The 26,136-nt window shown below is 37.5% G+C and carries 13 protein-coding genes; 5 read left to right on the top strand and 8 right to left on the bottom strand.

The annotated features are described in order from the left end of the window. Positions 1 to 7 precede the first annotated feature (7 nt). Both lptG and dnaE read left to right on the top strand, forming a co-directional pair. Positions 8 to 1,075 (top strand): LPS export ABC transporter permease LptG, encoded by a 1,068-nt coding sequence (gene lptG, locus U9966_RS09260; RefSeq protein WP_211598286.1) that lies wholly within the window; start codon positions 8 to 10, stop codon positions 1,073 to 1,075. A gap of 7 nt (positions 1,076 to 1,082) precedes the next feature. Next, positions 1,083 to 4,556, top strand: a complete 3,474-nt coding sequence (gene dnaE, locus U9966_RS09265) for a DNA polymerase III subunit alpha (protein ID WP_306347755.1) — start codon at positions 1,083 to 1,085, stop codon at positions 4,554 to 4,556. 134 nt (positions 4,557 to 4,690) lie between these two features. Here the strand turns inward: dnaE and U9966_RS09270 are convergent, their stop codons facing one another. Then, positions 4,691 to 5,617: an SPFH domain-containing protein gene (locus U9966_RS09270; protein ID WP_306347756.1), complete on the bottom strand. Its 927-nt coding sequence runs from the start codon at positions 5,615 to 5,617 to the stop codon at positions 4,691 to 4,693. A gap of 96 nt (positions 5,618 to 5,713) precedes the next feature. Further along, on the bottom strand, positions 5,714 to 6,385 hold the full coding sequence (ung, locus tag U9966_RS09275; protein WP_306347757.1) for a uracil-DNA glycosylase: 672 nt from the start codon (positions 6,383 to 6,385) through the stop codon (positions 5,714 to 5,716). Between the two features lie 189 nt (positions 6,386 to 6,574). On the opposite strand from ung, the gene grcA reads away from it, so the two are divergent. Then, positions 6,575 to 6,958 (top strand): autonomous glycyl radical cofactor GrcA, encoded by a 384-nt coding sequence (gene grcA / locus U9966_RS09280; protein ID WP_306347758.1) that lies wholly within the window; start codon positions 6,575 to 6,577, stop codon positions 6,956 to 6,958. Positions 6,959 to 7,195: 237 nt separating this feature from the next. Further along, positions 7,196 to 8,620: an aspartate ammonia-lyase gene (aspA, locus tag U9966_RS09285; protein ID WP_306347759.1), complete on the top strand. Its 1,425-nt coding sequence runs from the start codon at positions 7,196 to 7,198 to the stop codon at positions 8,618 to 8,620. 204 nt (positions 8,621 to 8,824) lie between these two features. Here aspA and U9966_RS09290 read toward each other — a convergent pair whose 3' ends face one another. Next, the gene (locus tag U9966_RS09290) at positions 8,825 to 17,992 is read right to left on the bottom strand and encodes a YadA-like family protein (RefSeq protein ID WP_322631700.1); all 9,168 of its coding nucleotides are present in this window, start codon (positions 17,990 to 17,992) and stop codon (positions 8,825 to 8,827) included. A 571-nt stretch (positions 17,993 to 18,563) separates the two neighbouring features. Here U9966_RS09290 and cmoA point away from each other — a divergent pair. Then, positions 18,564 to 19,289: a carboxy-S-adenosyl-L-methionine synthase CmoA gene (gene cmoA / locus U9966_RS09295; protein WP_306347741.1), complete on the top strand. Its 726-nt coding sequence runs from the start codon at positions 18,564 to 18,566 to the stop codon at positions 19,287 to 19,289. A gap of 91 nt (positions 19,290 to 19,380) precedes the next feature. On the opposite strand, the gene U9966_RS09300 is transcribed toward cmoA, so the two are convergent. The 5 genes from U9966_RS09300 to U9966_RS09320 all read right to left on the bottom strand — a co-directional run bounded on the left by U9966_RS09300 (position 19,381) and on the right by U9966_RS09320 (position 26,084). After that, positions 19,381 to 20,040, bottom strand: a complete 660-nt coding sequence (locus tag U9966_RS09300) for an RloB family protein (protein ID WP_306347740.1) — start codon at positions 20,038 to 20,040, stop codon at positions 19,381 to 19,383. A gap of 33 nt (positions 20,041 to 20,073) precedes the next feature. After that, positions 20,074 to 21,363, bottom strand: a complete 1,290-nt coding sequence (locus U9966_RS09305; RefSeq protein WP_090921453.1) for an AAA family ATPase — start codon at positions 21,361 to 21,363, stop codon at positions 20,074 to 20,076. A 158-nt stretch (positions 21,364 to 21,521) separates the two neighbouring features. Further along, a complete protein-coding gene (locus U9966_RS09310; protein ID WP_306347739.1) occupies positions 21,522 to 22,319 on the bottom strand; it encodes a radical SAM protein in 798 nt (265 codons plus the stop codon). Continuing rightward, positions 22,309 to 23,850 (bottom strand): YjjI family glycine radical enzyme, encoded by a 1,542-nt coding sequence (locus U9966_RS09315; protein ID WP_306347738.1) that lies wholly within the window; start codon positions 23,848 to 23,850, stop codon positions 22,309 to 22,311. The genes U9966_RS09310 and U9966_RS09315 overlap by 11 nt, the downstream gene beginning before the upstream one ends. Positions 23,851 to 24,110: 260 nt before the next feature. Next, complete coding sequence (locus U9966_RS09320) at positions 24,111 to 26,084, bottom strand: bifunctional 2',3'-cyclic-nucleotide 2'-phosphodiesterase/3'-nucleotidase (RefSeq protein ID WP_407675174.1); 1,974 nt, start codon at positions 26,082 to 26,084, stop codon at positions 24,111 to 24,113. Positions 26,085 to 26,136 lie beyond the last annotated feature (52 nt).

A 26,136-nucleotide genomic window follows, 5' to 3' on the forward strand; every position in this document is an offset into this window, starting at 1 on the left:
AAATAAAATGAATGTATTAGAACGTTATATTGGAAAAACCATTCTCTCCGCCATAATGCTTACCCTCTTTATGCTAGTGGGATTGGGTGCAATTATTAAGTTTGTTGAAGAATTTCGTCAAGTTGGCAAAGGAACCTACGATGGGTTACACGCTGCTTACTATACGCTTTTAATGATCCCTCGTGATATTGAAACTTTTTTTCCTATGGCTGCATTACTTGGTTCTTTAGTTGGACTTGGTGGTTTGGCAAGTCGTAGTGAACTAATCGTGATGCAAGCCTCTGGTTTTTCTCGTTTTAAAGTTGGTGTAGCAGTGATGAAAACGGCTATTCCTTTAGTCTTAATTACAATGGTAATGGGAGAATGGGGAGTGCCACAAACTGAGCAATTTGCAAGAAATATGCGTTCAGTGGCTCAAACAGGCGGTACGATGCTTGCCACAAAAAGTGGGTTTTGGGCGAAAGATGGAAATAAATTTGTTTATATTCAACGTGTTACTTCTGATAAAAATTTAAGTAACATTTTAATTTATGAATTTGAAGATCGTCATTTAAAGTCTGTGTTGAAAGCCAAACAAGCGGTTTATACTAAAAATAGCTGGCAGCTTAAAAATATTGAAAAAGCAGATATTACACCAACAGGTATTATTCGAGTTAAACAGAAAAATGAACAATGGCAAACCAGTATTACGCCAAATAAACTTGGTGTAGTTGCACTAAAAGCAGAATCATTATCCCTTTCAGAATTAAAAGAATACGTGACCTTTTTAAAACAAACAGGGCAAGACTCAAAACGTTTTGAAATTACATTTTGGCGTAAAGCATTTGAACCATTGTCTATGGCAGTAATGATGTTACTCGCAATGTCCTTTATTTTTGGACCGCTTAGAAGTAGCACTACAGGGGCAAAAGTAGTAATTGGTATTATTGCTGGCTTTATCTTTTACGTAACAAATATTGTCTTTGGAAATCTTAGTTTGGTGGTGTCTTGGTTGCCGATTGTAGTCGGTGCATTAGTACCGAGTATCTTAAGTTTGACGGTTGTTTGGTGGCTTTTAACTAAAAAAAGAGATTAAAAAATTTATGTCTAATCCTCGTTTTATTCATTTACGTGTTCACAGTGATTTTTCAATGATTGATGGTTTAGCCAAAGTGAAACCACTTATCAAAACCTGTGTCGATAATGATATGCCAGCCATTGCACTCACTGATTTTTGTAATTTTTGTGGCTTAGTGAAATTTTATGGCGAAGCTCAAAATTCAGGGGTTAAACCTATTATTGGTACAGATATTTTGGTACGAGCAACGCCAGATACCGAAGAGTACGATGAACTCACCTTATTAGCCAAAAATAATATCGGTTATCAAAATATCACCTTGCTGATCTCGAAAGCCTATCAACAAGGCTATATTGAATTTCCTATTATTGAAAAAGCGTGGTTAGCAGAACTGAATGAGGGCATTATTGTGCTGTCTGGTGGTCGGAATGGGGATATTGGAAAAGCATTATTAAAAGAAAATCCACAAGATGCTGATAAAAAAATTGCCTTTTATCAACAATATTTCCCTAATCATTACTACTTATCATTATGTCGTACCTCTCGCAATGATGAAGAGCGTTATATTCAACACGCCATTCTTTTTTCTCAAAAACATCAAATTCCATTAGTGGCAGTTAATGATGTCTGTTTCTTAAAAGAAGAGGATTTTGAAGCACACGAAATTCGAGTGGCTATTCACGATGCTTATACTTTAGATGATCCTAAACGTCCTCAAAAATACTCAGAAAAACAGTATTTCAGAACGGAACAAGAAATGTGTGAATTATTTGCAGATATTCCACAAGCTATTGAAAATACCGTACATATTGCTCAGCGTTGTAATGTCACCATCCGTTTAGGTGAATATTTTTTACCCAACTTCCCAACGGGTGATCTTACACCTGAAGATTTTTTAGTACAAAAATCACAGCAAGGATTAGAAGAACGTTTAGCCTTTTTATTTCCAGATCCTAAAGAACGTGCGGAGAAGCGGGTAGATTATGACGAACGTTTGCAAATTGAACTTGAAGTTATCAACCAAATGGGTTTTCCTGGTTATTTCTTAATCGTAATGGAATTTATTCAATGGTCCAAAGATAATGGAGTCCCTGTTGGTCCCGGGCGAGGTTCTGGTGCAGGGTCATTAGTTGCCTACGCCTTAAAAATCACCGATCTTGATCCACTTCAATTTGATTTACTTTTTGAGCGTTTTTTAAATCCTGAACGTGTTTCTATGCCTGATTTTGATGTCGATTTCTGTATGGAAGGACGAGATCGTGTGATTGAACACGTATCACAAATGTATGGAAGTAAGGCAGTCTCTCAAATTATTACTTTTGGAACAATGGCAGCAAAAGCCGTTATTCGAGATGTGGGACGAGTACTCGGACATCCTTATAGCTTTGTAGATCGTATTTCTAAACTAATTCCACTCGATCCAGGTATGACTTTAGCAAAAGCCTTTGATGCTGAACCTAAATTACCTGAACTTTATGAAGCCGATGAAGAGGTTAAATCCTTAATTGATATGGCTCGCAAACTTGAAGGAGTCATTAGAAATGCAGGAAAACACGCGGGAGGCGTTGTTATTGCACCAAATGCAATTACAGATTTCTCCCCACTTTATTGTGATAGTGAAGGGCAACACCCTGTTACGCATTTTGATAAAAATGATGTTGAATATGCAGGTTTAGTTAAATTTGACTTTTTAGGTTTACGCACTCTTACTATTATAAAATGGGCATTAGAAATGATTAATGCTCGTTTGAAAAAAGAGGGTAAAGATCCTATTAATATAGAAAGTATTCCTCTTGACGATAAAACTTCTTTTGATTTACTGTTAAAAGCTCAAACTACCGCCGTTTTTCAGCTCGAATCTCGTGGAATGAAAGATTTGATTTCACGCTTAAAACCAGACTGCTTTGAAGATATTATCGCACTAGTAGCCCTCTTCCGCCCGGGTCCACTCGGTTCGGGAATGGTTGAGAACTTTATTGATCGTAAACACGGTCGAGAAGAGGTCTCTTATCCAGATGTAAAATACCAACACGATAGCCTAAAAACCATTTTAGAACCAACCTATGGCGTTATTTTATATCAAGAACAAGTAATGCAAATTGCTCAGGTATTAGCAGGTTACACCCTTGGTGGAGCAGATTTATTGCGTCGTGCAATGGGTAAGAAAAAACCAGAAGAAATGGCAAAACAACGTTCTGTCTTTAAAGAAGGGGCTGAAAAAAATAACGTTGATGGCGAGTTGGCGATGAAAATCTTTGACTTGGTAGAAAAATTTGCAGGTTACGGATTTAATAAATCGCACTCAGCTGCTTATGCGTTAGTCTCTTATCAAACCTTGTGGTTGAAAGCCCATTATCCAGCAGAATTTATGGCAGCAGTAATGAGTTCAGAATTGGATAATACGGATAAACTCGTAGGTTTCTACGATGAATGCATCAATATGGGTTTAACCGTTGTACCACCAGATGTAAATTCAGGACAGCATCGCTTTAGTGTCAACGAAAAAGGTGAAATTGTTTATGGACTTGGTGCAATCAAAGGAGTTGGAGAAGGTCCTGTTGAAGCAATACTTGAAGCACGTAAAAAAGAGGGTATTTTCAAAGATCTCTTTGATTTAACCGCTCGCATTGATCTAAAAAAAATCAACCGTCGTACTTTTGAAGCATTAATAATGTCTGGTGCTTTTGATAATCTAGGTCCACATCGTGCTGCTATAATGAAAAATTTAGAAGATGCTCTAAAAGCGGCAGATCAGCACAGTAAAATGGAAGCATTAGGGCAAGCAGATATGTTTGGTATTCTGACAGAAACCCCTGAAGAAGTTCAAAGTGCTTATGCGAATACCCCAAAATGGACAGAACAAGTTATTTTAGAAGGTGAAAAAAATACACTGGGTTTATACATTAGTGGACATCCGATAGGACGCTTTTTAAAAGAGTTATCTCATTATTCATCGATACGTTTAAACGAATTACAACCAACCTCAAGAGGTAAAACTGTCACAGTCGCAGGATTGATTATGAATTCACGTATTGCGGTTACCAAAAAGGGAAACCGAATAGGTATTGCGACCATTGAAGATCGATCTGGAAAATTAGATATCACCCTATTTTCTGAAGCTCTTGAGCAATATGGCGTTTTATTAGAAAAAGATAAAATTATTATTGTTACTGGCTCTGTACAATTTGATAATTATAATAATGGTTTTAGAATGTTGGTACGTGAAATTATTAGCCTTGATGAAGCTCGTAGTCGTTATGCTAAAAGCTTAGCATTAGCAATAAACCAACAACAGATTACACCAGATTTTATAAAAAAACTCACCCAAATTATAGCGCCAAATAAAGAAGGAACATTACCACTACATTTTTATTACCAAAGCCCTCAAGCAAAAGCATTAATAAAAAGTGGTGTTGAATGGCGAATAACACCTAACAACGAAATGATCGAACAACTTCAAAACTTATTAGGTGAAAGTGCCGTTGAATTAGAGTTTTGAGATTAGAAAACACAAGCCAAAATATGAAATATAGCGGTAACATTTTTTTGAAAATTTACAAGTTATATTCGATTTGATATAACAATAATTAATAGCGATTTAGTGGAGGCGTACCGCCTCCACACAACGCAATACTACTTTTTATCCCCTTTCAACAATTCTGCAATTCCTGAAATTGAACCCATTAAGTTTGACGCCTCTAATGGCATTAAGACTACTTTGCTGTTATCTGCACCACCAATCTCTTTCAACGCTTCAGTATATTTTTGAGCAATAAAATAGTTAATCGCTTGTGTATTCCCCGCCGTAATCGCATCAGATACCATTTGCGTTGCTTTTGCTTCTGCTTCTGCAGCACGCTCACGAGCTTCTGCTCTTAAAAAGGCTTCTTGACGTTCTCCTTCAGCTTGAAGAATACGAGACTGTTTATCCCCTTCAGAACGTAAAATCTCTGCTTGACGCACCCCTTCCGCTTCTAGAATTTCAGCACGTTTATTACGCTCTGCTTTCATTTGAGCATTCATTGCATCAATCAACTCTTTTGGAGGACTTACATCACGAATTTCAATACGGGTCACTTTTACACCCCAAGGATTCGTGGCTTCATCAACAATACCAAGTAAACGTCCATTAATTAAATCACGCTGTGACAACATATCGTCTAAATCCATTGAACCTAGTACCGTACGCATATTGGTCATTGTTAAATTAATAATGGCTTGATCTAAATTATTCACTTCATAGGCAGCACTACGTGCATCAACAACCTGAACAAAACAAACCGCATCAATGGATACACTTGCATTATCTTTAGAAATAACTTCCTGTGAAGGAATATCAAGCACCTGCTCCATCATATTAATTTTACGACCAACCTGCTCCACAAAAGGAACAACAATGCTTAAACCTGGCGGTAAAGTTCGGGTGTAACGACCAAAACGCTCTACTGTCCAATTATAACCCTGTGGTACAATTTTTAACGTAGAATACAATACGACTATAACAAAAATAACAAAAATTACCGATAAAATCGGGAACGCTGAAATCTCAAAACCAAACATACATTTTCTCCTATACTAGAAATTGATTTCCATTATATATTACACTTTCTAGAATTTATTTCCAGTATCAAGCTACATAATAACCAATAATGCCATCTAAATTTCGATAGGTAACTGCCAATTAATTTCAGCAATTCCCTGCGATCTCAAATACTCATTTGTTTTTGAAAAATGCTTACAGCCAAAAAAACCTCGATAGGCAGAAAGAGGAGAAGGGTGAGGCGCTTTTAAAACACAATGACGAGTTTGATCAATAAACTGTCCTTTACGCTGAGCGTGACTTCCCCAAAGTAAAAAAACTAAATTATCTCGCTGTGTATTTAATTGGCTAATGACTTTATCAGTAAAAATTTCCCAACCAATATTAGCGTGTGAATGTGCTTTGTGCTGTTCCACAGTTAAAACTGTATTAAGCATAAATACGCCTTGTTTCGCCCAATCCACCAAATAGCCGTGTTGCGGAATTTGAAATCCCTCAATATCTTGTGATAACTCTTTATACATATTAACTAAAGAAGGGGGAGGGGCAATATTAGGTTTTACTGAAAATGCTAATCCGTGTGCTTGATTGATACCGTGATAAGGGTCTTGTCCTAAAATAACAACTTTTACATCACTAAATTCTGTTAATGAGAAAGCACTAAATACTTCATTTTGAGGAGGATAAATAGTTTTGCCTTTTAGACGTTCATTTTTCACAAATTGTAAAATTTGTTGAAAATAAGGTTGAGATTTTTCTTCGCCAATTACATCTGTCCAATTCTTCATTGTTAACCCTTTGTTAAAATTGTTTAATTTATTACGAAATATTATTAACATTTTAGAATTATATTATCGCATATAGGAGAAATTTACAAAAATATGGTTAAATTTCTAGCATTATTTATCAAAATGGGTAGAATGATAAAATAATTTTTAAATTATCAACTTTTTTTATAAAACTTAGGAGTAACCCAAATGATTAAAGGTGTACAAATTACAGAATCTTCAAATAGCAATTTAGTAAATTCTTTTTGGTTATTAGATGAAGAAAAAAATGAAGCGCGTTGTTTATGTGCTAAAGGTGACTATACAGAAGACCAAGTTGTGGCATTAAATGAATTAGGTGAAATCGCATACCGTGAAGTGGAAATGAATGTTGCCCCAACAATTAAAGTTGAAGGTGGTCAGCACTTAAACGTAAACGTATTACGCCGTGAAACATTAGAAGATGCAGTAAACAACCCAGAAAAATACCCTCAATTAACCATTCGTGTTTCTGGTTATGCAGTACGTTTCAACTCTTTAACACCAGAACAACAACGTGATGTAATTACTCGTACTTTCACTGAAAGTCTGTAATTTATATTAACGATTTCTTAAAAGCACCTTCTCTGGTGCTTTTTTATTATCTATCATTCACCACAAGCGGTGACTTTCTAGTAAAAATTTACGAAATTATCTCTAAATAAAAAAATCTAATTGATATTATCAAATAATATCGTACTCTAAATAATAAAAATCTGATCTCAATACTCTCTTTTTGTGTTTTAATTATTCTGTATAAAAAATAACAACACCCAAATTAAGGAGAAAAAAATGAGCATTCGTATCGAAGAAGATTTATTAGGAAAACGTGAAGTTCCTAGTAATGTATATTGGGGCATTCATACTTTACGAGCAATTGAAAACTTTAATATATCTAATACAACTATTTCTGACGTGCCTGAATTTGTACGTGGAATGGTAATGGTAAAAAAAGCAACGGCACTCGCAAATGGTGAATTAGGCGTTATTCCTAAAAAAATTGCAAAAGCAATAATTATTGCTTGTGATGAAATTTTAGAAAATGGTCGCTGTTTAGATCAATTTCCTTCTGATGTTTATCAAGGTGGCGCGGGTACTTCTGTCAATATGAATACCAATGAAGTCGTGGCAAACTTAGCATTAGAAATTTTAGGGCATAACAAAGGTGAATACCAATTCCTTGATCCTATGGATCACGTAAATGCGAGTCAATCAACCAATGATGCATACCCAACAGGATTTAGAATTGCGGTATATAATAGTATTATGGAAATGATTGAAAAAGTACGCTACCTACAAGAAGCATTTAACAATAAAGCCATTGAATTTGCTGATGTAATAAAAATGGGACGTACTCAATTACAAGACGCCGTCCCTATGACCGTTGGACAAGAATTTAAAGCTTTTTCCGTATTATTTGATGAAGAACTACGTAATTTAAAAATTATCTCTCAATATTTATTAGAAGTAAATTTAGGCGCAACCGCGATTGGCACAGGTGTAAATACCGCTCAAGGTTATTCTGAACTGGTGGTGAAATATTTATCAGAAGTGACTCAATTACCTTGTTCAGTATCAGAAAATTTAATCGAAGCCACCTCTGACTGTGGGGCTTATGTAATGGTACACGGTGCGTTAAAGCGTACTGCAGTAAAACTTTCAAAAGTATGTAACGATTTACGTTTACTTTCATCAGGTCCACGCACAGGGTTAAATGAAATTAACCTGCCAGAATTACAAGCAGGTTCATCTATTATGCCCGCAAAAGTCAATCCTGTTGTACCAGAAGTGGTGAACCAAGTGTGCTTTAAAGTGATCGGTAACGATACTACAATAACTTTTGCGGCGGAAGCAGGACAACTGCAACTTAACGTAATGGAGCCAGTGATTGGTCAAGCAATGTTTGAATCAATTAGTTTATTAGCGAATGCTTGTGTAAATTTACGAGATAAATGTATTGATGGCATCACCGTAAATCGTCAGGTTTGCCAAGATTACGTATTTAACTCAATCGGTATTGTAACCTACCTTAATCCATTTATTGGACATCATAATGGCGATATCGTAGGTAAAATGTGTGCTAAAACAGGTAAGAGCGTAAAAGAAGTCGTACTTGAATTAGGCTTATTAACGGAAGCAGAAATTGATGATATTCTTTCACCTGAAAACTTAATGACCCCTAAATATAAAGCAAAAAAATTTGCTGACGAAGAGTAATTTTTGACTTTTATAGCGGTAAGATGTTATCAACAATTTGCAAATTTTGATCAATAACTTGTCCCAAAAATAGGGTTAGTTTGATGAACCCTATTTTCAGACCTTACACAGTTTGTGGGATAGTGTCAAAAAAAATGCCCCCTTCGAATGAAGAGGGCATTTTATTTTAGATTAATCTTTAATTTCTATTCTTAAATCTTAATCTTACCATTGATAACCAGCACCTATGCCAACACCAACTTTTCCTTCCGTATTTGCATTCAGATTTCCTTTGATAATCCATTTACCATTATCAGAAATCGATGAAACACCCACTGCAAAAGAAGCCGCTTTGTCATAACTTGCCCCCGCTAAAGAGACCATACTATGTCCCGGTTTATAAGCCTGTGGTAAGCTTGCTGCTGCCATCGCACTTGATGTGCCACTGTTAGCCTCTTTTCTGACTCCCTCTAATCCTTTATTTAACTGAGCAAGATTAACAGCATCACCCGCTTTGGTTCCCGCAGCAATATTATGGATTTGGTTTCCACCCATATTGATGTCAACATTCTTCTCAACCGTTACCTTAGATCCTTCTTGTAAGTGGAGGTTTCCGCCTTTATTAATGCTAATTTCTGAACCATTATTTACATTAATATTCGCACCTTTATTGACCGTCACCCCTTTGTTGTTGATAGTCGTATTTTGGATTTCAATCTTCTCTGGATTAACCACTGAACCTGAGCCTGTTCCAGTCCCTGGTTCACCTTTGTCACCTTTAGGACCTTTTTGAGCAAGAATAAAGTCTTGTTCTGACTTACTTTGATTGCCCGCTTGTCCTTTCCAGATTTCATAGGCAGATTTACCGTCTTTTCCATCTTTACCGTTGGCACCATCTTTCCCTTTAAAGTTAGGGTCATTTTTCAAGGTCTCCTTGTCTAACGTAATGTGAGCCACTTGTTTTCCATCTTTGGTTTGTTTTTCAACTTTTAAGCCATCACCAAAGTCAAAGGCAAGTTCGCCTAACTCAAAGTCACCCGCGGCTTTACCATCACTTAAGAATGAGATAGTCGGTAATATCTGTTTCTGCCAAGCAGCAACATCAATACCTTTACCATTATTCAGGGCTTTTAACTGTTTGTAGTTCACCGCATCGGTATCTTGTGTTGCGTCACCGATATTGGTAATGCGTTTACCCCCTGCGTTAATGCCTTCATTCGAGATAGAAACAACATCATTTCCTTTCGCTGCTCCAAATACGATTGAATCTAAACCAGTGAGGTCTTTTGCCAGTTTAACAGCTAACCCATCTGTACCATTGTTCACGACACCAATGTTGTTATCACTGAGTTTTGCGGTTTCTGTTACGCCCCCTTTGATATTTAAGGTGTCATTCAGTTTCACTGCTTGTTTGCCATTATCCGTTTCAAGGATAAAACCATCATCCAGTGTGGCAACCGTATGTGTTGTGCCAGTTTCATCTTGGTAAATCACACGGGTTAAGCTTTCGCCGTCTTTTCCATTCACGCCTGCTTTTCCATTGACCACTTTGATGTCTGCGGAAACGTCTTTCGCTGGTTTTCCGTCGATGCCATCGTGTCCATTTAGTCCGATGACCCCGTTGGTTCCATTCACACCATCTTCACCTTTGATAGTCACGCCATTTTTACCGTCTTTTCCATTAACGGCAATGCCATCTGCACCTTTAATCGATACGCCGTCTTTTCCATCTTTTCCTTTGATTGAAATTCCGTCTTTTCCATTAATCGCCACCGCATTTTCACCGTCTTTACCGTTTAAGCCATTTGCTCCATCTTTCCCTGCAATACTTAAACCGTCTTTACCTGCAATGCCAATACCTTCAACACCTTGCAGTTTCTTCGCCAGTTTGATTTCTAACTTACCATCTGTGGTATCAACAAAGATATTGTCTGCAGCAAACTCAGCGTCTTTCGTTAAGTGTTTAGCTGGATCAGTGCCTTTTTGTCCTTCAATCACTAAGGTGTCATTAAGGGCTTTCATCACTTTATTCGGCGTATTGCCAGCAAAGACTAACCCATCATCCAATGTGGCAACCGTATGCGTGGTACCAGTTTCATCTTGGTAAATCACACGGGTTAAGCTTTCGCCGTCTTTTCCATTCACGCCTGCTTTTCCATTGACCACTTTGATGTCTGCGGAAACATCTTTCGCTGGTTTTCCGTCGATGCCATCGTGTCCATTTAGTCCGATGACCCCGTTGGTTCCATTCACACCATCTTCACCTTTGATAGTGACGCCGTTTTTACCGTCTTTGCCTTTCACCGTAATACCGTCTTTTCCATCAATGCCGACGCCATTTTTACCGTCTTTACCATCAACGCCGATGTAACCGTCTTTACCGTCTTTGGCTTTACCCACTTTTTCAAGTGCTGTATCAACATAAGTTTTTACTGCTTTTTCTTGAACTAGCTCCGTGGTTTTACCGTCAATGGTGTCTTTACCGACATTTTGACCCAGTGTTGCTTTATTGTTAGCAATGTTTGAGCCATCTGCTTTTAAGTAGTCTGTCGCAAGGTTAGTGGTACCTGCGACTTCTTTTACTTTCTCCGCATCTAAGCCTAAGGTATATTTAGCCCCTTTCTCTGTTGTTGCGTTTGTTTTTGTCAGTGTTAACCCACTGTTTTCAACAATCGCCACTTCTTCTTTAGAGGTTTTGCCTACATTGGTAATCTGTGTCGTTAACTCTGTTGCTTTACCATCAACATACGTTTTCACTGCACCACCTGTTACGGTGTTTTGATTACCCGCTTCCACTTTACCCACACCGACTTTATTAAGAACAGTAGTGACATCTGTGCCTAGTTTCTCTTTGGTTACCGCCGCATTTAAAATTTTCGCCGTCGTCACCGCATTATCGACAAGACCGATTGCACCCTTGCTATTTTTCGCCAGTGTTGTGCCATCAAGATTGACTTTTAAGTCCACTTTGCCTGCGGTAGTTTTGGTATCAATACCTATAGTCTTATCTGTACTGATAATGTCATTAGCTTCCAGTTTGCTGGCAATATTGCTGTTAGTGGCTAACCCATCAATACCCAGTTTTTTCTTCCATTTACCCACATCTGCAGGGTCAGTCAAGTTCGAGGCATCTTTGTTGGCTTTTGCCGCTAAATCCGCTGGAAGGGTTGTGGTGCCTGCGACTTCTTTTACTTTCGCTGCATCTAAACCTAAGGTATAAATCGCCCCTTTGGTTGTGGTTGCGGCGGTGGTATCTAGTGTTAACCCACTATTTTCAACAATCGCCACTTCTTCTTTTAAGGTTTTGCTCACATTCGTGATTTGGTTACCTAACTGAACCGCTTTACCATCCACATAGCTTTTCACGGCTTTTTCTTGAACTAGCTGTGTACCATTACCCGTAATACTTGCTTTACCAACATTTTGACCGAAGGTCGCTTTTGCGGTGTCATTACCGATATTAGCACCTGTTTTATTTAAGTAAGTCGCATTTGGGTTAGCGGCTAAGTTATCCAATTTGGTTTTTACTGCATCACTTAATGATACCGTAAACTCTTGGTTATCTTTATCCGCAGCCACGGTAGTTGGGCTGACTTTAATACCCGCACCCGCTTTGACTTTTTCACGTGATTTTGCTTTTAACTCGGTTAATAATGCATCTGCAATTTTGTCTTCCGTTACCGCATTATCGGCTAGTTTTGCAGCTGAAATGCCTTTATCTTTGACAGAGACTTTACCCGCTGAGTTTAATGCCACGCTGGTACCATCCACTTCTGGTGCAGAGGCAACGGCTTGTAATTGACCTTCGTCATTCACTTTAATGGTTGAGCCATCAACATTGATTTTTAAATCCACTTTACCTGCAGTGGTTGTGGTGTCGATAGTGACTGTTTTATCCTTGCTGGTGATATCATCCGCTTCCAATTTACTTGCAATATTTGCGTTAGTTGGTAACCCATCAATACCCAGTTTTTCTTTCCATTTACCCACATCTGCTGGGTCGGTTAAGTTAGACGCATCTTTGTTGGCTTTTGCCGCTAAATCAGCAGGAAGGGTTGTGGTGCCTGCGACTTCTTTTACTTTCGCTGCATCTAAACCTAAGGTATAAATCGCCCCTTTGGTTGTGGTTGCGGCGGTGGTATCTAGTGTTAACCCACTATTTTCAACAATCGCCACTTCTTCTTTTAAGGTTTTGCTCACATTCGTGATTTGGTTACCTAACTGAACCGCTTTACCATCCACATAGCTTTTCACGGCTTTTTCTTGAACTAGCTGTGTACCATTACCCGTAATACTTGCTTTACCAACATTTTGACCGAAGGTCGCTTTTGCGGTGTCATTACCGATATTAGCACCTGTTTTATTTAAGTAAGTCGCATTTGGGTTAGCGGCTAAGTTATCCAATTTGGTTTTTACTGCATCACTTAATGATACCGTAAACTCTTGGTTATCTTTATCCGCAGCCACGGTAGTTGGGCTGACTTTAATACCCGCACCCGCTTTGACTTTTTCACGTGATTTTGCTTTTAACTCGGTTAATAATGCATCTGCAATTTTGTCTTCCGTTACCGCATTATCGGCTAGTTTTGCAGCTGAAATGCCTTTATCTTTGACAGAGACTTTACCCGCTGAGTTTAATGCCACGCTGGTACCATCCACTTCTGGTGCAGAGGCAACGGCTTGTAATTGACCTTCGTCATTCACTTTAATGGTTGAGCCATCAACATTGATTTTTAAATCCACTTTACCTGCAGTGGTTGTGGTGTCGATAGTGACTGTTTTATCCTTGCTGGTGATATCATCCGCTTCCAATTTACTTGCAATATTTGCGTTAGTTGGTAACCCATCAATACCCAGTTTTTCTTTCCATTTACCCACATCTGCTGGGTCGGTTAAGTTAGACGCATCTTTGTTGGCTTTTGCCGCTAAATCAGCAGGAAGGGTTGTGGTGCCTGCGACTTCTTTTACTTTCGCTGCATCTAAACCTAAGGTATAAATCGCCCCTTTGGTTGTGGTTGCGGCGGTGGTATCTAGTGTTAACCCACTATTTTCAACAATCGCCACTTCTTCTTTTAAGGTTTTGCTTGCATTGGTGATTTGGTTACCTAACTGAACCGCTTTACCATCCACATAGCTTTTCACGGCTTTTTCTTGAACAAGCTGTGTACCATTACCCGTAATACTTGCTTTACCGACATTTTGACCGAAGGTCGCTTTTGCGGTGTCATTACCAATGTTTGAGCCTGTTTTGTTTAAGTAAGTCGCATTTGGGTTAGCAGCTAAGTTATCCAATTTGGTTTTTACTGCATCACTTAATGAAACCGTAAACTCTTGGTTATCTTTATCCGCAGCCACGGTAGTTGGGCTGACTTTAATACCCGCACCCGCTTTGACTTTTTCACGTGATTTTGCTTTTAACTCGGTTAATAATGCATCTGCAATTTTGTCTTCCGTTACCGCATTATCGGCTAGTTTTGCAGCTGAAATGCCTTTATCTTTGACAGAGACTTTACCCGCTGAGTTTAATGCCACGCTGGTACCATCCACTTCTGGTGCAGAGGCAACGGCTTGTAATTGACCTTCGTCATTCACTTTAATGGTTGAGCCATCAACATTGATTTTTAAATCCACTTTACCTGCAGTGGTTGTGGTATCAATAGTGACTGATTTATCCTTGCTGGTGATGTCATCGGCTTCCAATTTACTTGCAATATTTGCGTTAGTTGGTAACCCATCAATACCCAGTTTTTTCTTCCATTTACCCACATCTGCAGGGTCGGTTAAGTTAGAGGCATCTTTGTTGGCTTTTGCCGCTAAATCAGCAGGAAGGGTTGTGGTGCCTGCCACTTCTTTTACTTTCGCTGCATCTAAACCTAAGGTATAAATCGCCCCTTTGGTTGTGGTTGCGGCAGTGGTATCTAGTGTTAAGCCACTGTTTTCAACAATCGCCACTTCTTCTTTTAAGGTTTTGCTCACATTCGTGATTTGGTTACCTAACTGAACCGCTTTACCATCCACATAGCTTTTCACGGCTTTTTCTTGAACTAGCTGTGTACCATTACCCGTAATACTTGCTTTACCGACATTTTGACCGAAGGTCGCTTTTGCGGTGTCATTACCAATGTTTGAGCCTGTTTTGTTTAAGTAAGTCGCATTTGGGTTAGCGGCTAAGTTATCCAATTTGGTTTTTACTGCATCACTTAATGATACCGTAAACTCTTGGTTATCTTTATCCGCAGCCACGGTAGTTGGGCTGACTTTAATTCCCGCACCCGCTTTGACTTTTTCTCGTGATTTTGCTTTTAACTCGGTTAATAATGCATCTGCAATTTTGTCTTCCGTTACTGCATTATCGGCTAGTTTTGCAGCTGAAATGCCTTTATCTTTGACAGAGACTTTACCTGCTGAGTTTAAGGCAACACTGGTACCATCCACTTCTGGTGCTGAGGCAACGGCTTGTAATTGACCTTCGTCATTCACTTTAATGGTTGAGTCATCAACATTGATTTTTAAATCCACTTTACCTGCAGTGGTTGTGGTATCAATAGTCACCGATTTATCCTTGCTGGTGATATCATCCGCATCCAGTTTTGTGTCGAGTGCAGTGCTATTTGCAAGGGTTTTACGTTTGGCTGCATCGGCAGTGGTTTTTATATCCCCAATCGCTTCGTGAATCGTGCCTTTGCCTGTTCCCCCAATATTGGTAAATGTAATGTTCCCATCTTCATTTAATGCAGCATTACCACCGAAGTTATTTTTAACCGATTTTGCAACATTACCAATGGCTTTATTGGTAGCAAAAAGTTGTGAACCATTGATCGCATCGGTTGAGGTCTCTGTCACCGCACCCGCTGCCACATTCACTAACTGTTTCTCTGCATCTTCTTTACCAATTGACACCACGCCATTTGGTGTACCAGCAAAGTTACCGTATTTAATACCATTTACTGTTGCTTCCGCAATATCTGCTGAAACTTTGGTTGCTGCTTGTGAGCCTAATGCCACTGAGTTTTCATGTTCAGCCTTAGCATCAAACCCTAATGCAATTGATTTATCTTCTGTTGCTTTTGAACGATAACCCATTGCAACCGCTTCTATCTTTCTAAGCGCTTCATTTGGTTTGTCGTTTTGTTCTACTTTCGCAACAAGTTGCAGAATTCTTTCGTCTACATTTTCAGAGGAAATTTCTTTCCCTTCAGCGTTTAATTGTGCTTGTGCAATGGCATTTATCGGCATACCACGGTCAAATAATTTTTCAGTCTCTTCTGCACTTAATCCTAACTTTTTCGCTTCTGCTCTTACAAATTCATTTTCAACTTCCCGATAAGATTTAACTTCTTTACCTGCCACTGTCATTGTACCTAATGCCATTGAACCATCTGCATAAGCTCTTCCTCCTAAAGCCCCTGCGTGTTCATAGATTTTGGTTTCCATAAATTTAGCTTTTTCAACATCATCTGTTATTGCGGCAATTTTGGCTCTATCTTCTGTGGTAAATGCATCACTATAATCTGCTAGCATTCCATCATAATCTTTAGCATTTATGTAATGATATATGCCTTCTCCTTTTGAGCTTAGTGGTGCTCCTTTTCCACCTATGGCTAATGAACCCGTACCTACTGCTAATGACTTAAATCCCATTGTGGTAGAACCATAACCTTTTGCTTCGGTTCTCACCCCCATTGCTCTTGCAGAAGCAGTTGTTGCTTCTGTTCTATATCCTGTTGCCATTGAATGCATACCTGAAGCAATTACTCGATCTCCTATTGCAAAGGCTTCATCGCCTGACACCACTGACCTATTACCCATAGCCACTGCTCTTGCACCTTTGACTATATTGCCATAACCAGCTACTACTGCTGCGTCGTGACCTTCAACCGTATTTCCTGCTCCACCTAATATAGCTGAGTTTTCTGCTGAAGCTGTATTTGCGGCTCCTCCATTTCCTCCACCTAACACTATAGAATCATGCCCTGTGGCGTGACCATTACGTCCGCCTATGACGGTTCCTCCACGTCCCACTGTGCTAGTACCTGCGGTAGATATATTTATTGAACCATTTTCTGCAGCAATTGCTTCTGTACCTATTGCAATGGAGCGTCTTCCTCCTGCATTAGCATCAAACCCTAATGCAATTGATTTATCTTCCGTTGCTTTTGCACGGTAACCCATTGCAACCGCTTCTATCTTTCTAAGCGCTTCATTTGGTTTGTCGTTTTGTTCTACTTTCGCAACAAGTTGCAGAATTCTTTCGTCTACATTTTCAGAGGAAATTTCTTTCCCTTCAGCGTTTAATTGTGCTTGTGCAATGGCATTTATCGGCATACCACGGTCAAATAATTTTTCAGTCTCTTCTGCACTTAATCCTAACTTTTTCGCTTCTGCTCTTACAAATTCATTTTCAACTTCCCGATAAGATTTAACTTCTTTACCTGCCATTGTCATTGTACCTAATGCCATTGAACCATCTGCATAAGCTCTTCCTCCTAAAGCCCCTGCGTGTTCATAGATTTTGGTTTCCATAAATTTAGCTTTTTCAACATCATCTGTTATTGCGGCAATTTTGGCTCTATCTTCTGTGGTAAATGCATCACTATAATCTGCTAGCATTCCATCATAATCTTTAGCATTTATGTAATGATATACGCCTTCTCCTTTTGAGCTTAGTGGTGCTCCTTTTCCACCTATGGCTAATGAACCCGTACCTACTGCTAATGACTTAAATCCCATTGTGGTAGAACCATAACCTTTTGCTTCGGTTCTCACCCCCGTTGCTCTTGCAGAAGCAGTTGTTGCTTCTGTTCTATATCCTGTTGCCATTGAATGCATACCTGAAGCAATTACTCGATCTCCTATTGCAAAGGCTTCATCGCCTGACACCACTGACCTATTACCCATAGCCACTGCTCTTGCACCTTTGACTATATTGCCATAACCAGCTACTACTGCTGCGTCGTGACCTTCAACCGTATTTCCTGCTCCACCTAATATAGCTGAGTTTTCTGCTGAAGCTGTATTTGCGGCTCCTCCATTTCCTCCACCTAACACTATAGAATCATGCCCTGTGGCGTGACCATTACGTCCGCCTATGGTAACACCATTAGAAGCTACTGTACCATTAGCGGTTTCCAACTTATCAAGCCTTGCTTTTAATGCATTAAATTCTGCATCAGAAACCACTGCCATTGCTGAAGAGCTAAAACCTAATATCATTGAGATTGCTAAGGCAATTTTTGCAAATTTGGGTAAGAATGTACCCGCTTGCTGTTCTGAAGACAGAGGACGGAAGACAGAAGACTGTGTTTGTGATTTTTTAGCGCCTTTGGCTAATTCGCTGACGGCGGTGTATGTTTGTGTTGTTTGATTAAACACGATTTTGTAGATGTTGTTCATAAAAAGATACCTTCTTTTAAGTTGATAACCTTTCCTTAGGATTTTTTGAGGGGATGTAAAATCCTTTTACTGCCCGTAAATATTTTGTTAAAAAATATGTGTAAACCTTCCGATTGTAAAAAAAAAAAAAAAAACGCAAGTGAAATCGTAGTAATGGAGGTTATTTGGGTGAAAAACAGACAATTTAGAGTGAAAATGGCGTGGTTTTTGATTAGGGAGAGTGTAAAATATTGATCACGGGGTTAGTCAAACACTGGTCACTGAGCCTGTCGAAGTGTTAGGTGTTTGGGCTCGGAAGTTGTTCGGTGAACGCTCTCTTATACTTCGACAGGCTCAGTAACCGAGAACGGTAAACATCGATCACAGGACTACCTAAACACCGGTCACTGAGCTTGTCGAAGTGTTAGGTGTTTTAGCTCGGGATTTGGTTCTGTGAGCGTTCTCTTATACTTCGACAGGCTCAATAACAGAGAATGGGAACATTGAAATAAGGATATCATATTGTTCATTTTTCCATTGCTAATTCGTTTTTAATTATTAAAATACCTTTTTATTTTATATATGGAATATTATGTCTAAAGATACACTATTTTCTGCTCCTATTAATAAGTTAGGGGATTTTACGTTTGATGAGTCTGTTGCGGAGGTGTTTCCTGATATGATTCAACGTTCTGTTCCAGGTTATTCTAATATTATTACGGCTATTGGTATGTTGACAGAACGTTTTGTTACTGCAAATTCAAGAGTTTATGATTTAGGATGTTCTCGTGGTGCGGGGATTTTGTCAATTCGTCGTAATCTGAAACACGATGATGTTACAATTATTGGGGTGGATAATTCAAAGGCGATGGTAGAGCGTTGTCGTTCTCATTTGAGTGCTTTTCATTCTGATATTGCGGTAGATATTTTATGCGATGATATTCGTGATGTGGAAATTGAAAATGCGTCAATGGTGGTGTTGAATTTTACGTTGCAATTTTTACCTCCTGATGAGCGTTTAGCTTTACTAACTAAGATTTATAAGGGCTTGAATCCTAATGGGGTGTTGGTGCTATCTGAGAAATTTAGCTTTGATAATGATGAAATCAATACGTTATTGGTCGATCTCCATCACCGTTTTAAGGGAGCGAATGGGTATAGCGAATTGGAGATCAGTCAAAAACGTACGGCATTAGAAAATGTGATGCGTACCGATAGTATTCAGACCCATAAATTGCGCCTACAAGAAGTAGGTTTTAAACATTCTGAGTTGTGGTTTCAGTGTTTTAATTTTGGGTCGATGGTGGCAATAAAATAAGCGGTACGATGTGTTCAAAAATTTGCAAATTTTTGTGTTGATGTTACCGCTTATCACTATAAATAATGAATTTATTTGATCTTATAAGCGGTTACTTACTTCGTTTTAGTGATTTAAGATAGTCAACCAGTTTATAAACCCTTGTTGATGGATTCATCTCTCCAGTAGAATCTGCATCATTTTGGGCTTTTTTTGCATTATTTATTGCATTATTAAGTTTAGTTTTAAGCTTAACATAAGGCTGAGCATCAGACTTTCCATACTTTTTCTTGAAATTATTATTCCAATGAATATTTAATTCTTTAATGCAATTCTCCGCCGAAGATTGATTACCTGTTTTCTGAAATCCTTTACGAGTATATTCAAAATGGCATAAATACCAGTATTCAAAACAAGGATAGGAACAAATTATTTCAATATTATTACTGCTCGCTTTGTTAATGGCACTATCAAAATTTGCGTGTCCATCTCTATCAAAAACACAGAAAACTCTGTTATAAATTGTAGATGAGCCACCCTTTTTACTCTCTTTAAATAACTTTATTGCTTGATTAACAACGGAAGTAGGATCACATCCACAATCCCCTGTCACTACAACATTTGCGGAGGAAAGCCCTTCATCTTTGATTAAATCATTAAAATAATTAGGCTCTGTTTTTTCGCCTTCTGTGACAATAAGGACTCGATCATAAGGTTTTCTTGACGGCTGTTTTCTTTCTAATTTTAGCTGTTTTCTTTTACTTGATCTCACCATACATACCTACTATTTATTCAGTGGTTTATTCTAAAAAATAAATTCCTTAATTACGGGTTTTCCACCATAACGACCATGTAAATAACTCTCTTCTAAATCTTCACGATTCAATGGGCTAAAGTCACTCAATGGATATAGATTAGTGGCACGATCACTACCTTTTTCACAAAACCAAATTTGATCTCGTCGCAATAATTCTTTTCTTAATACAGATGTCTCATGAGTCGTAAAAATCAACTGTCCATTATTTTTATTATGTTTAGAATTAAATAATGCAACTAGGTAACGAACTAAATCAGGATGTAAACTTTTGTTAAACTCATCAATAATTAATGTATCTCCCTGATTCATTGCATTAAAAATTAAACCTATAAATTCAAATAACTTTTGTGTTCCGTCTGATTCCTCACGTAAATTAATTTTAACTTCATTATCTAAACTGTCTTTATGAATAAAATAAACTTCTACCTGCTCCGATAAATCTTTAAAAATTTCTTCTTTTATTTCTTTTGGAAGAAACTCATCAGGAAAAATTATATTTTCAACGTTTAATTTTTCTAATTTAATATCTACTAAATCAATATCTGCTTGCTGTAAAAAAGAGATAAAAAGAGTTTTGTACTCTTCTTTTTTACACAGTTTTTTTGTAAATTCATTACTAATTCTATCTGCACCAATGACACCTAATTTATGCACAATTGCATTATAAATAGGCTTTAACTGCTCACTATTGAGATGTACTGCTGTTGATAAAAAAAGTTGATCTAAGCGGGTATTTTCTTTCCAAGTAGATTTAGAACCTTTGAAGGATTCTGATTCCTTAAGCCAATGATAAGATTTACTTTTAGTATCATAAATGCGATGGAACCAAGCCTGCTCTCGTCCTTTAGGATAAACACTTAACCACTCTTCATAGACTATTTTTTTATCTGTAGAAAAGCCATACTCTACCAATGCAAATTGTTTCTCTTCTGAGGCTTCATTCGCTAAATTGGCAATAAAGGAAATTTGAAAGGTTGTTGGTTCAATTCGACTTTTAGGATCCAATAAAAAAGGTTCCACCACAATAGGTTCATCTAATTTTTTATGAAAAGATGTTTCTATGATTTGTGTCATTACAAATAGTGCCTTTAATAAATTTGATTTCCCTGATGCGTTGGCACCGTAAATCACTGCTGATTTTAATAGTTCTGGCGTGTTTGGTGCATTTGATGTAAAGGTATTTTGTTGAAGCTCTTTGTATACATTACTTTTCACCATTGACAACACTTGCTGCTCTTTAATTGAGCGAAAATTCTCTACAGAAAACTTAACTAACATAGTAACCCCTAATTTAATGCTATTTAATTGCATTTTTTGCAAAATTTTAATATATATTACCAATAACAATAGGAAAAGCAATAGAGTATATGCAATATATTACAAAATTTATAAAATATTTTTTCTATTTTTTTATCACAAATAAGGAATGTGTCTTTTTAATAAATCGTTATTACTTTCTCAAATCCGCACTGTTTGGCATAGTTAGTGAGATCATCTATTTCATCGGTAGTTGGAATATAAGGTGCTAACCCTTCGGGATCTCTTGTGCCTTTATTATGCACTCGGATTATTTTGAGAATAACTTCTTTTGGTGGGTTTAATTCAGCCACTTTTTTAATCAATCGCTTTTCATCAAAAAAACCGTTGATCATTACAAGGCGAATTTCTTCTATTTTGTTAAGTTTGAGTAATTTTTCTAAATTTTGTAAATTTCGATCTAAATTTGACCGCTTGATATGATCCGTTATCGCTATTCTTTCAGGATAAACTTTGCCCTCACGATTTTTACGATCAAAACATAAACTTTGCAAACCGTCGCCTATCCCTTTGAGATCAAATAAAAATTTATCGGTAACTTCAATCAGCTCTTTGGTTTTTTCAAAATCAAAAAAACCACAGCTATCTAAATAACAGGTCAAATCTTGCTCTTTTAAGGCATTGAATAATGGCACCAATTTTTTATGATGGATGGTCGGCTCACCCCCTGAAACTGTTACACCACGAATAAAAGGTACCGCATCCATTACTTGTTGGAATAGATAATTTAAACTGACCTTTTTACTTTCATCAGTATAGCGTGGAATAGTTTCAGGATTGTGGCAATACAAACAATTTAGCTTGCAACCTTGCAGAAAAATACTAGTACGATTGCCCACTCCCTCTACATTTGAAAAGGGGATAATCCGATGTAGAGGGAGGGTAATTTCGCTAAGTAATTGTGTTTTACTCTGCATTTACGTCTTTTTGATCTCGTAATTGACGATCAAACACCTGTGCACATTCATCTGTACCACTACCAAACCAAGTAGTATCACGCATAACCGCTTCACCGTTACGGAATTTTTCTACTTCGCTTTTCTTCACAAGATAGCCTGTAACACGGATTAAATCGGTATTTTTAAGATAAGTTGTGATATAGCGATAGCCGTTAGCAAAGGCTCCATCAATAATATCCACGACCGCATCTAAGTGATCAACGTAAGTTTGATCAAAGGCGAATAAATCTCCTGTACCTGATGGGAAATATTTATGATAAGGGGCGGATTGTTTTAAGTGTGGCAATAATGACGGCTCTTGTCCTACACGAATTCGGTGTGCAGGGTTGTTCGCTTTATCTTCTTCATTAATACTTGCTCCGACTTGAGCGTGTAGTAGATAACGTCCGTTGGTACGCTCTACATAAACACCTTTGTGAGCGTTGGTGATTTCTTCTAATTTATCCATAATGGCAGTGGCAATTTCTTCACCACGTTCACTTTGTCCAAAGGTTTCATCAATGCCTTCGCATTGTAATAAATGGTTGGTGGCATCAGCTAAACCAACGATTGCCAACATACTGGTAAAGTTATGCGGTTCTAAAAAGCCTTCTTTGACTAAGAAATCGGTTTTGAAGAAATTGCTTTCTTCCACTAAGAATTTATGGCGTTTATCCATTGTAGAAAGGGCTAATTTTGCTACTTTTGGTAATAAGTGATTGACCATTTCATCAACGGTTTTACACGCACGTCCGATTGTACCCAAACGTAAACGAGTGAGAGTATAAGCCCCGCCACATTCAGGTAAGGCATTATAACAACTTGCAATTCCGTAGGCTTCGCCGAGTTCTGATTTATAATACGGGTCGTTCGCAAAAGACGGTTTTGATACCAATAAACAGGCTTTCGCTGCAAGCTCAGCAAATTCTTGGGAAGTTTGTGCTTTGTCATAACGAATCGTCATATTCGGGGTTGGGTTTTCAAGCTCAATCACTGCTTTTAAGATTAAGCGTCCTGCTTTGGTATCCACTGGTCCAACGTTAGCGTGGCAGAAAGAATCTGGGACAGTTTTATCCACGTGATTTAAGAAACGTTTAATTTTAATGTAATCTTGTTCTTCATCAGTGATAAAAGGATCAAGTAATAGATCAAGGCGACCGATATAGACAGGGAAAGTCGTAATTGATGGTACGTGAGAATAAATAATCAATAAACCATCTAATACTTCATCTAAACTTGTTGGAACAGGTAAATCTAAGAACTGACACCCTTTTTGTATATACACATTATAATCAGGCAAAATGTAGCGTGGACGATAAATCGCATAGCCTTCATTCAAATCACAAATCATATGATTTTCAATATAGCTATATTCTTCTTCAGTATAACCTAACAGCTCTTTTGGATTGATTAATCGTTCAGCAATATTAGCCAGTAACATTCCTTTTTGCTGACAAGTTAAAGCATCAGATTTTACGGTATCTAAAATATCTTGAATGGTTGAGTGCATTTTTCATTCCCCTTTTGATTAAATTATAGAACACTATTCTAAATGAGCTGGTAGAAATAGACAAATTAAATTAATTAACTTAGGGGCGAATTGGCAAAGGTTAGTTTGCGAATATCCGCCCGTTGCTCGATATAAAAATCCTCACAAAATATTATTGGGCATAAATATAGCGAGTAGATCAAATCGAAAATTTACAAATTTCATATATAGACAGGGTATGCCCTGTCTACAATATATTTATGCACCAATAATATTAACATTTATTTTTCACGACTTAAATCAATGTAATAACGAGCAAAGCCATTTTCATCAAGTCCCATTGCTTTCATTGGGTAGCGACTATTTGTTTCCACAAATTTTTTCGCTTTTTCACTTGGTGAGGTTTCTACCATTAATTTTAAATCAGGTGAATTAATCAGTTTAAAGTGCCAGTTATTATCTGCTGATGGTGAAATCTGTCCTTTTTCTTTTGAAACTCGACGAATATAATCAGCAACTATACTACGGTTCTCATCTGGTGATGAGAAAGCAAGATGTGCTTTATCCGTTCCTGCAAACTTACCACCGTAAGCACGATAATTATTTGTTGCAATTAAAAATTCTTGAGTTGGTTTAACTGCTTTACCTTTATAAGTCAGATTGACAATACGTTCTGCTTTCGGATTTTGTAATTGACAATTGCCGTTGTAACGTTTTGGTTGAGTGACATCAATTTGATAATTTACACCATCAATCACATCAAAGTTATAACTTCTAAAACCATCATAATCTAATAAAGCTTGCTCATTTTTATTCGTTGGATCTATTTGATTAAACATCCCTGCTGAACATTCCAACCACTCTTTTAACTCTTGACCATTAATTTTTAATGCTACTAATGTATTTGGATAAAGATATAAATCTGCCGCATTTCTAAAGGTTAATTTACCCGCTTCCACTTCCGTATAATTAGTTGGATCATTTTTACGTCCTCCAGTTTTAAAGGGAGCAGCCGCAGATAATACAGGAATATTCGCTAAATTTGGATCACCTTGTACAAAGCGTTCTACATAATCTTTTTGTGCTAAATTAACGATTTGTATTGTCGGATCATCTTGTACTAATGCTAAGAATGAATACATTGGTGCATCAGATTTACCCATTGGTTGATTAACAAATTCACGGGTGCCTTTATGATCTTCTTTAATCACATCTCGTAAATGTTGCTCACCTTCAACCAGTGCTTTACGTTCTTTTTTATTCCAAATTGCACGGGTTTGTGCTTGTCCCTCTTTCACAAGCCATTTACCAGAATCATTAGAAAGCGTTAAATCAATTACCCCAATATGGCTTCCCCAACGCCCCGGCATTACAGCAGGAACGCCATTAATGGTTCCGTTTTTAACATCTGTTTTTTCAATATTTGCATAATCAGGACTTGGGAAAATGGCGTGTGAATGACCAAATGCAATGGTATCAATCCCTTTCACATCAGCCAGATAAGAGGCGGAATTTTCAGCATTTAAAGTATGTTTTTGAGAAGAAATTCCAGAATGAGGAATAGCCACGATAACATCCGCACCTTTGTCTTTCATTTCAGGGACTAATTTTTCAGCCGTTGCTTTAATATCTTTAACAACTACTTTTCCTTCAAGGTTTTTCTTATCCCAAACTAAAATTTGAGGTGGTACAAAACCAATATAACCAATTTTGATGGTTTGTTCATTACCATTCTGATCTTTAAATTTATGTGTTTTTATAATATAAGGTGTAAATAAATGTTTACCTGTTTTTGCATCAAAAACATTTGAGTTTACATAAGGGAAATTGGCACCTTTAAGGGATGTTTTTAAGAAATCTAATCCATAATTAAATTCGTGGTTTCCAATATTTGCAGCATCGTAATTTAATTCATTCATTACTTTATAAACAGGATGAATTGCTCCCTCTTTAATACCTGTAGCAGCAACGTAATCCCCCATAGGGCTTCCTTGAAGTAAATCCCCATTATCTACTAACACACTATTTTTAACTTCAGAACGTGCTTTTTTAATTAAAGAAGCAGCACGTACTAAACCTAAATCTGCTGTCGGTTTATCACGATAATAGTTATAATCCATTATATTGGTATGCAAATCAGTGGTTTCAATAATACGTAAATCTAAAGTTTCAGCACTTGCTGTACCAAACATTGCAAGGGTAATAAAAGCCAATGGCTTTAAGGTTGTTTTCATTTTAGAACTCCTTTTGTACATACAAAATAAAGGGAGTGTAATTTTACGCTATTTAAAAATAAATTATTGAGAG

It is taken from the genome of Pasteurella atlantica (assembly GCF_963693435.1).
GTDB classification, from domain to species: Bacteria; Pseudomonadota; Gammaproteobacteria; order Enterobacterales; family Pasteurellaceae; genus Phocoenobacter; species Phocoenobacter atlanticus.

Excerpts from the sequence above, each read along its gene's own strand:
- lptG (WP_211598286.1), top strand. The coding sequence starts at position 8 with ATGAATGTATTAGAACGTTATATTGGAAAAACCATTCTCTCCGCCATA.
- dnaE (WP_306347755.1), top strand. The coding sequence starts at position 1,083 with ATGTCTAATCCTCGTTTTATTCATTTACGTGTTCACAGTGATTTTTCA.
- U9966_RS09270 (WP_306347756.1), bottom strand. The coding sequence starts at position 5,617 with ATGTTTGGTTTTGAGATTTCAGCGTTCCCGATTTTATCGGTAATTTTT.
- ung (WP_306347757.1), bottom strand. The coding sequence starts at position 6,385 with ATGAAGAATTGGACAGATGTAATTGGCGAAGAAAAATCTCAACCTTAT.
- grcA (WP_306347758.1), top strand. The coding sequence starts at position 6,575 with ATGATTAAAGGTGTACAAATTACAGAATCTTCAAATAGCAATTTAGTA.
- aspA (WP_306347759.1), top strand. The coding sequence starts at position 7,196 with ATGAGCATTCGTATCGAAGAAGATTTATTAGGAAAACGTGAAGTTCCT.
- U9966_RS09290 (WP_322631700.1), bottom strand. The coding sequence starts at position 17,992 with ATGAACAACATCTACAAAATCGTGTTTAATCAAACAACACAAACATAC.
- cmoA (WP_306347741.1), top strand. The coding sequence starts at position 18,564 with ATGTCTAAAGATACACTATTTTCTGCTCCTATTAATAAGTTAGGGGAT.
- U9966_RS09305 (WP_090921453.1), bottom strand. The coding sequence starts at position 21,363 with ATGTTAGTTAAGTTTTCTGTAGAGAATTTTCGCTCAATTAAAGAGCAG.
- U9966_RS09310 (WP_306347739.1), bottom strand. The coding sequence starts at position 22,319 with ATGCAGAGTAAAACACAATTACTTAGCGAAATTACCCTCCCTCTACAT.
- U9966_RS09315 (WP_306347738.1), bottom strand. The coding sequence starts at position 23,850 with ATGCACTCAACCATTCAAGATATTTTAGATACCGTAAAATCTGATGCT.
- U9966_RS09320 (WP_407675174.1), bottom strand. The coding sequence starts at position 26,084 with ATGTACAAAAGGAGTTCTAAAATGAAAACAACCTTAAAGCCATTGGCT.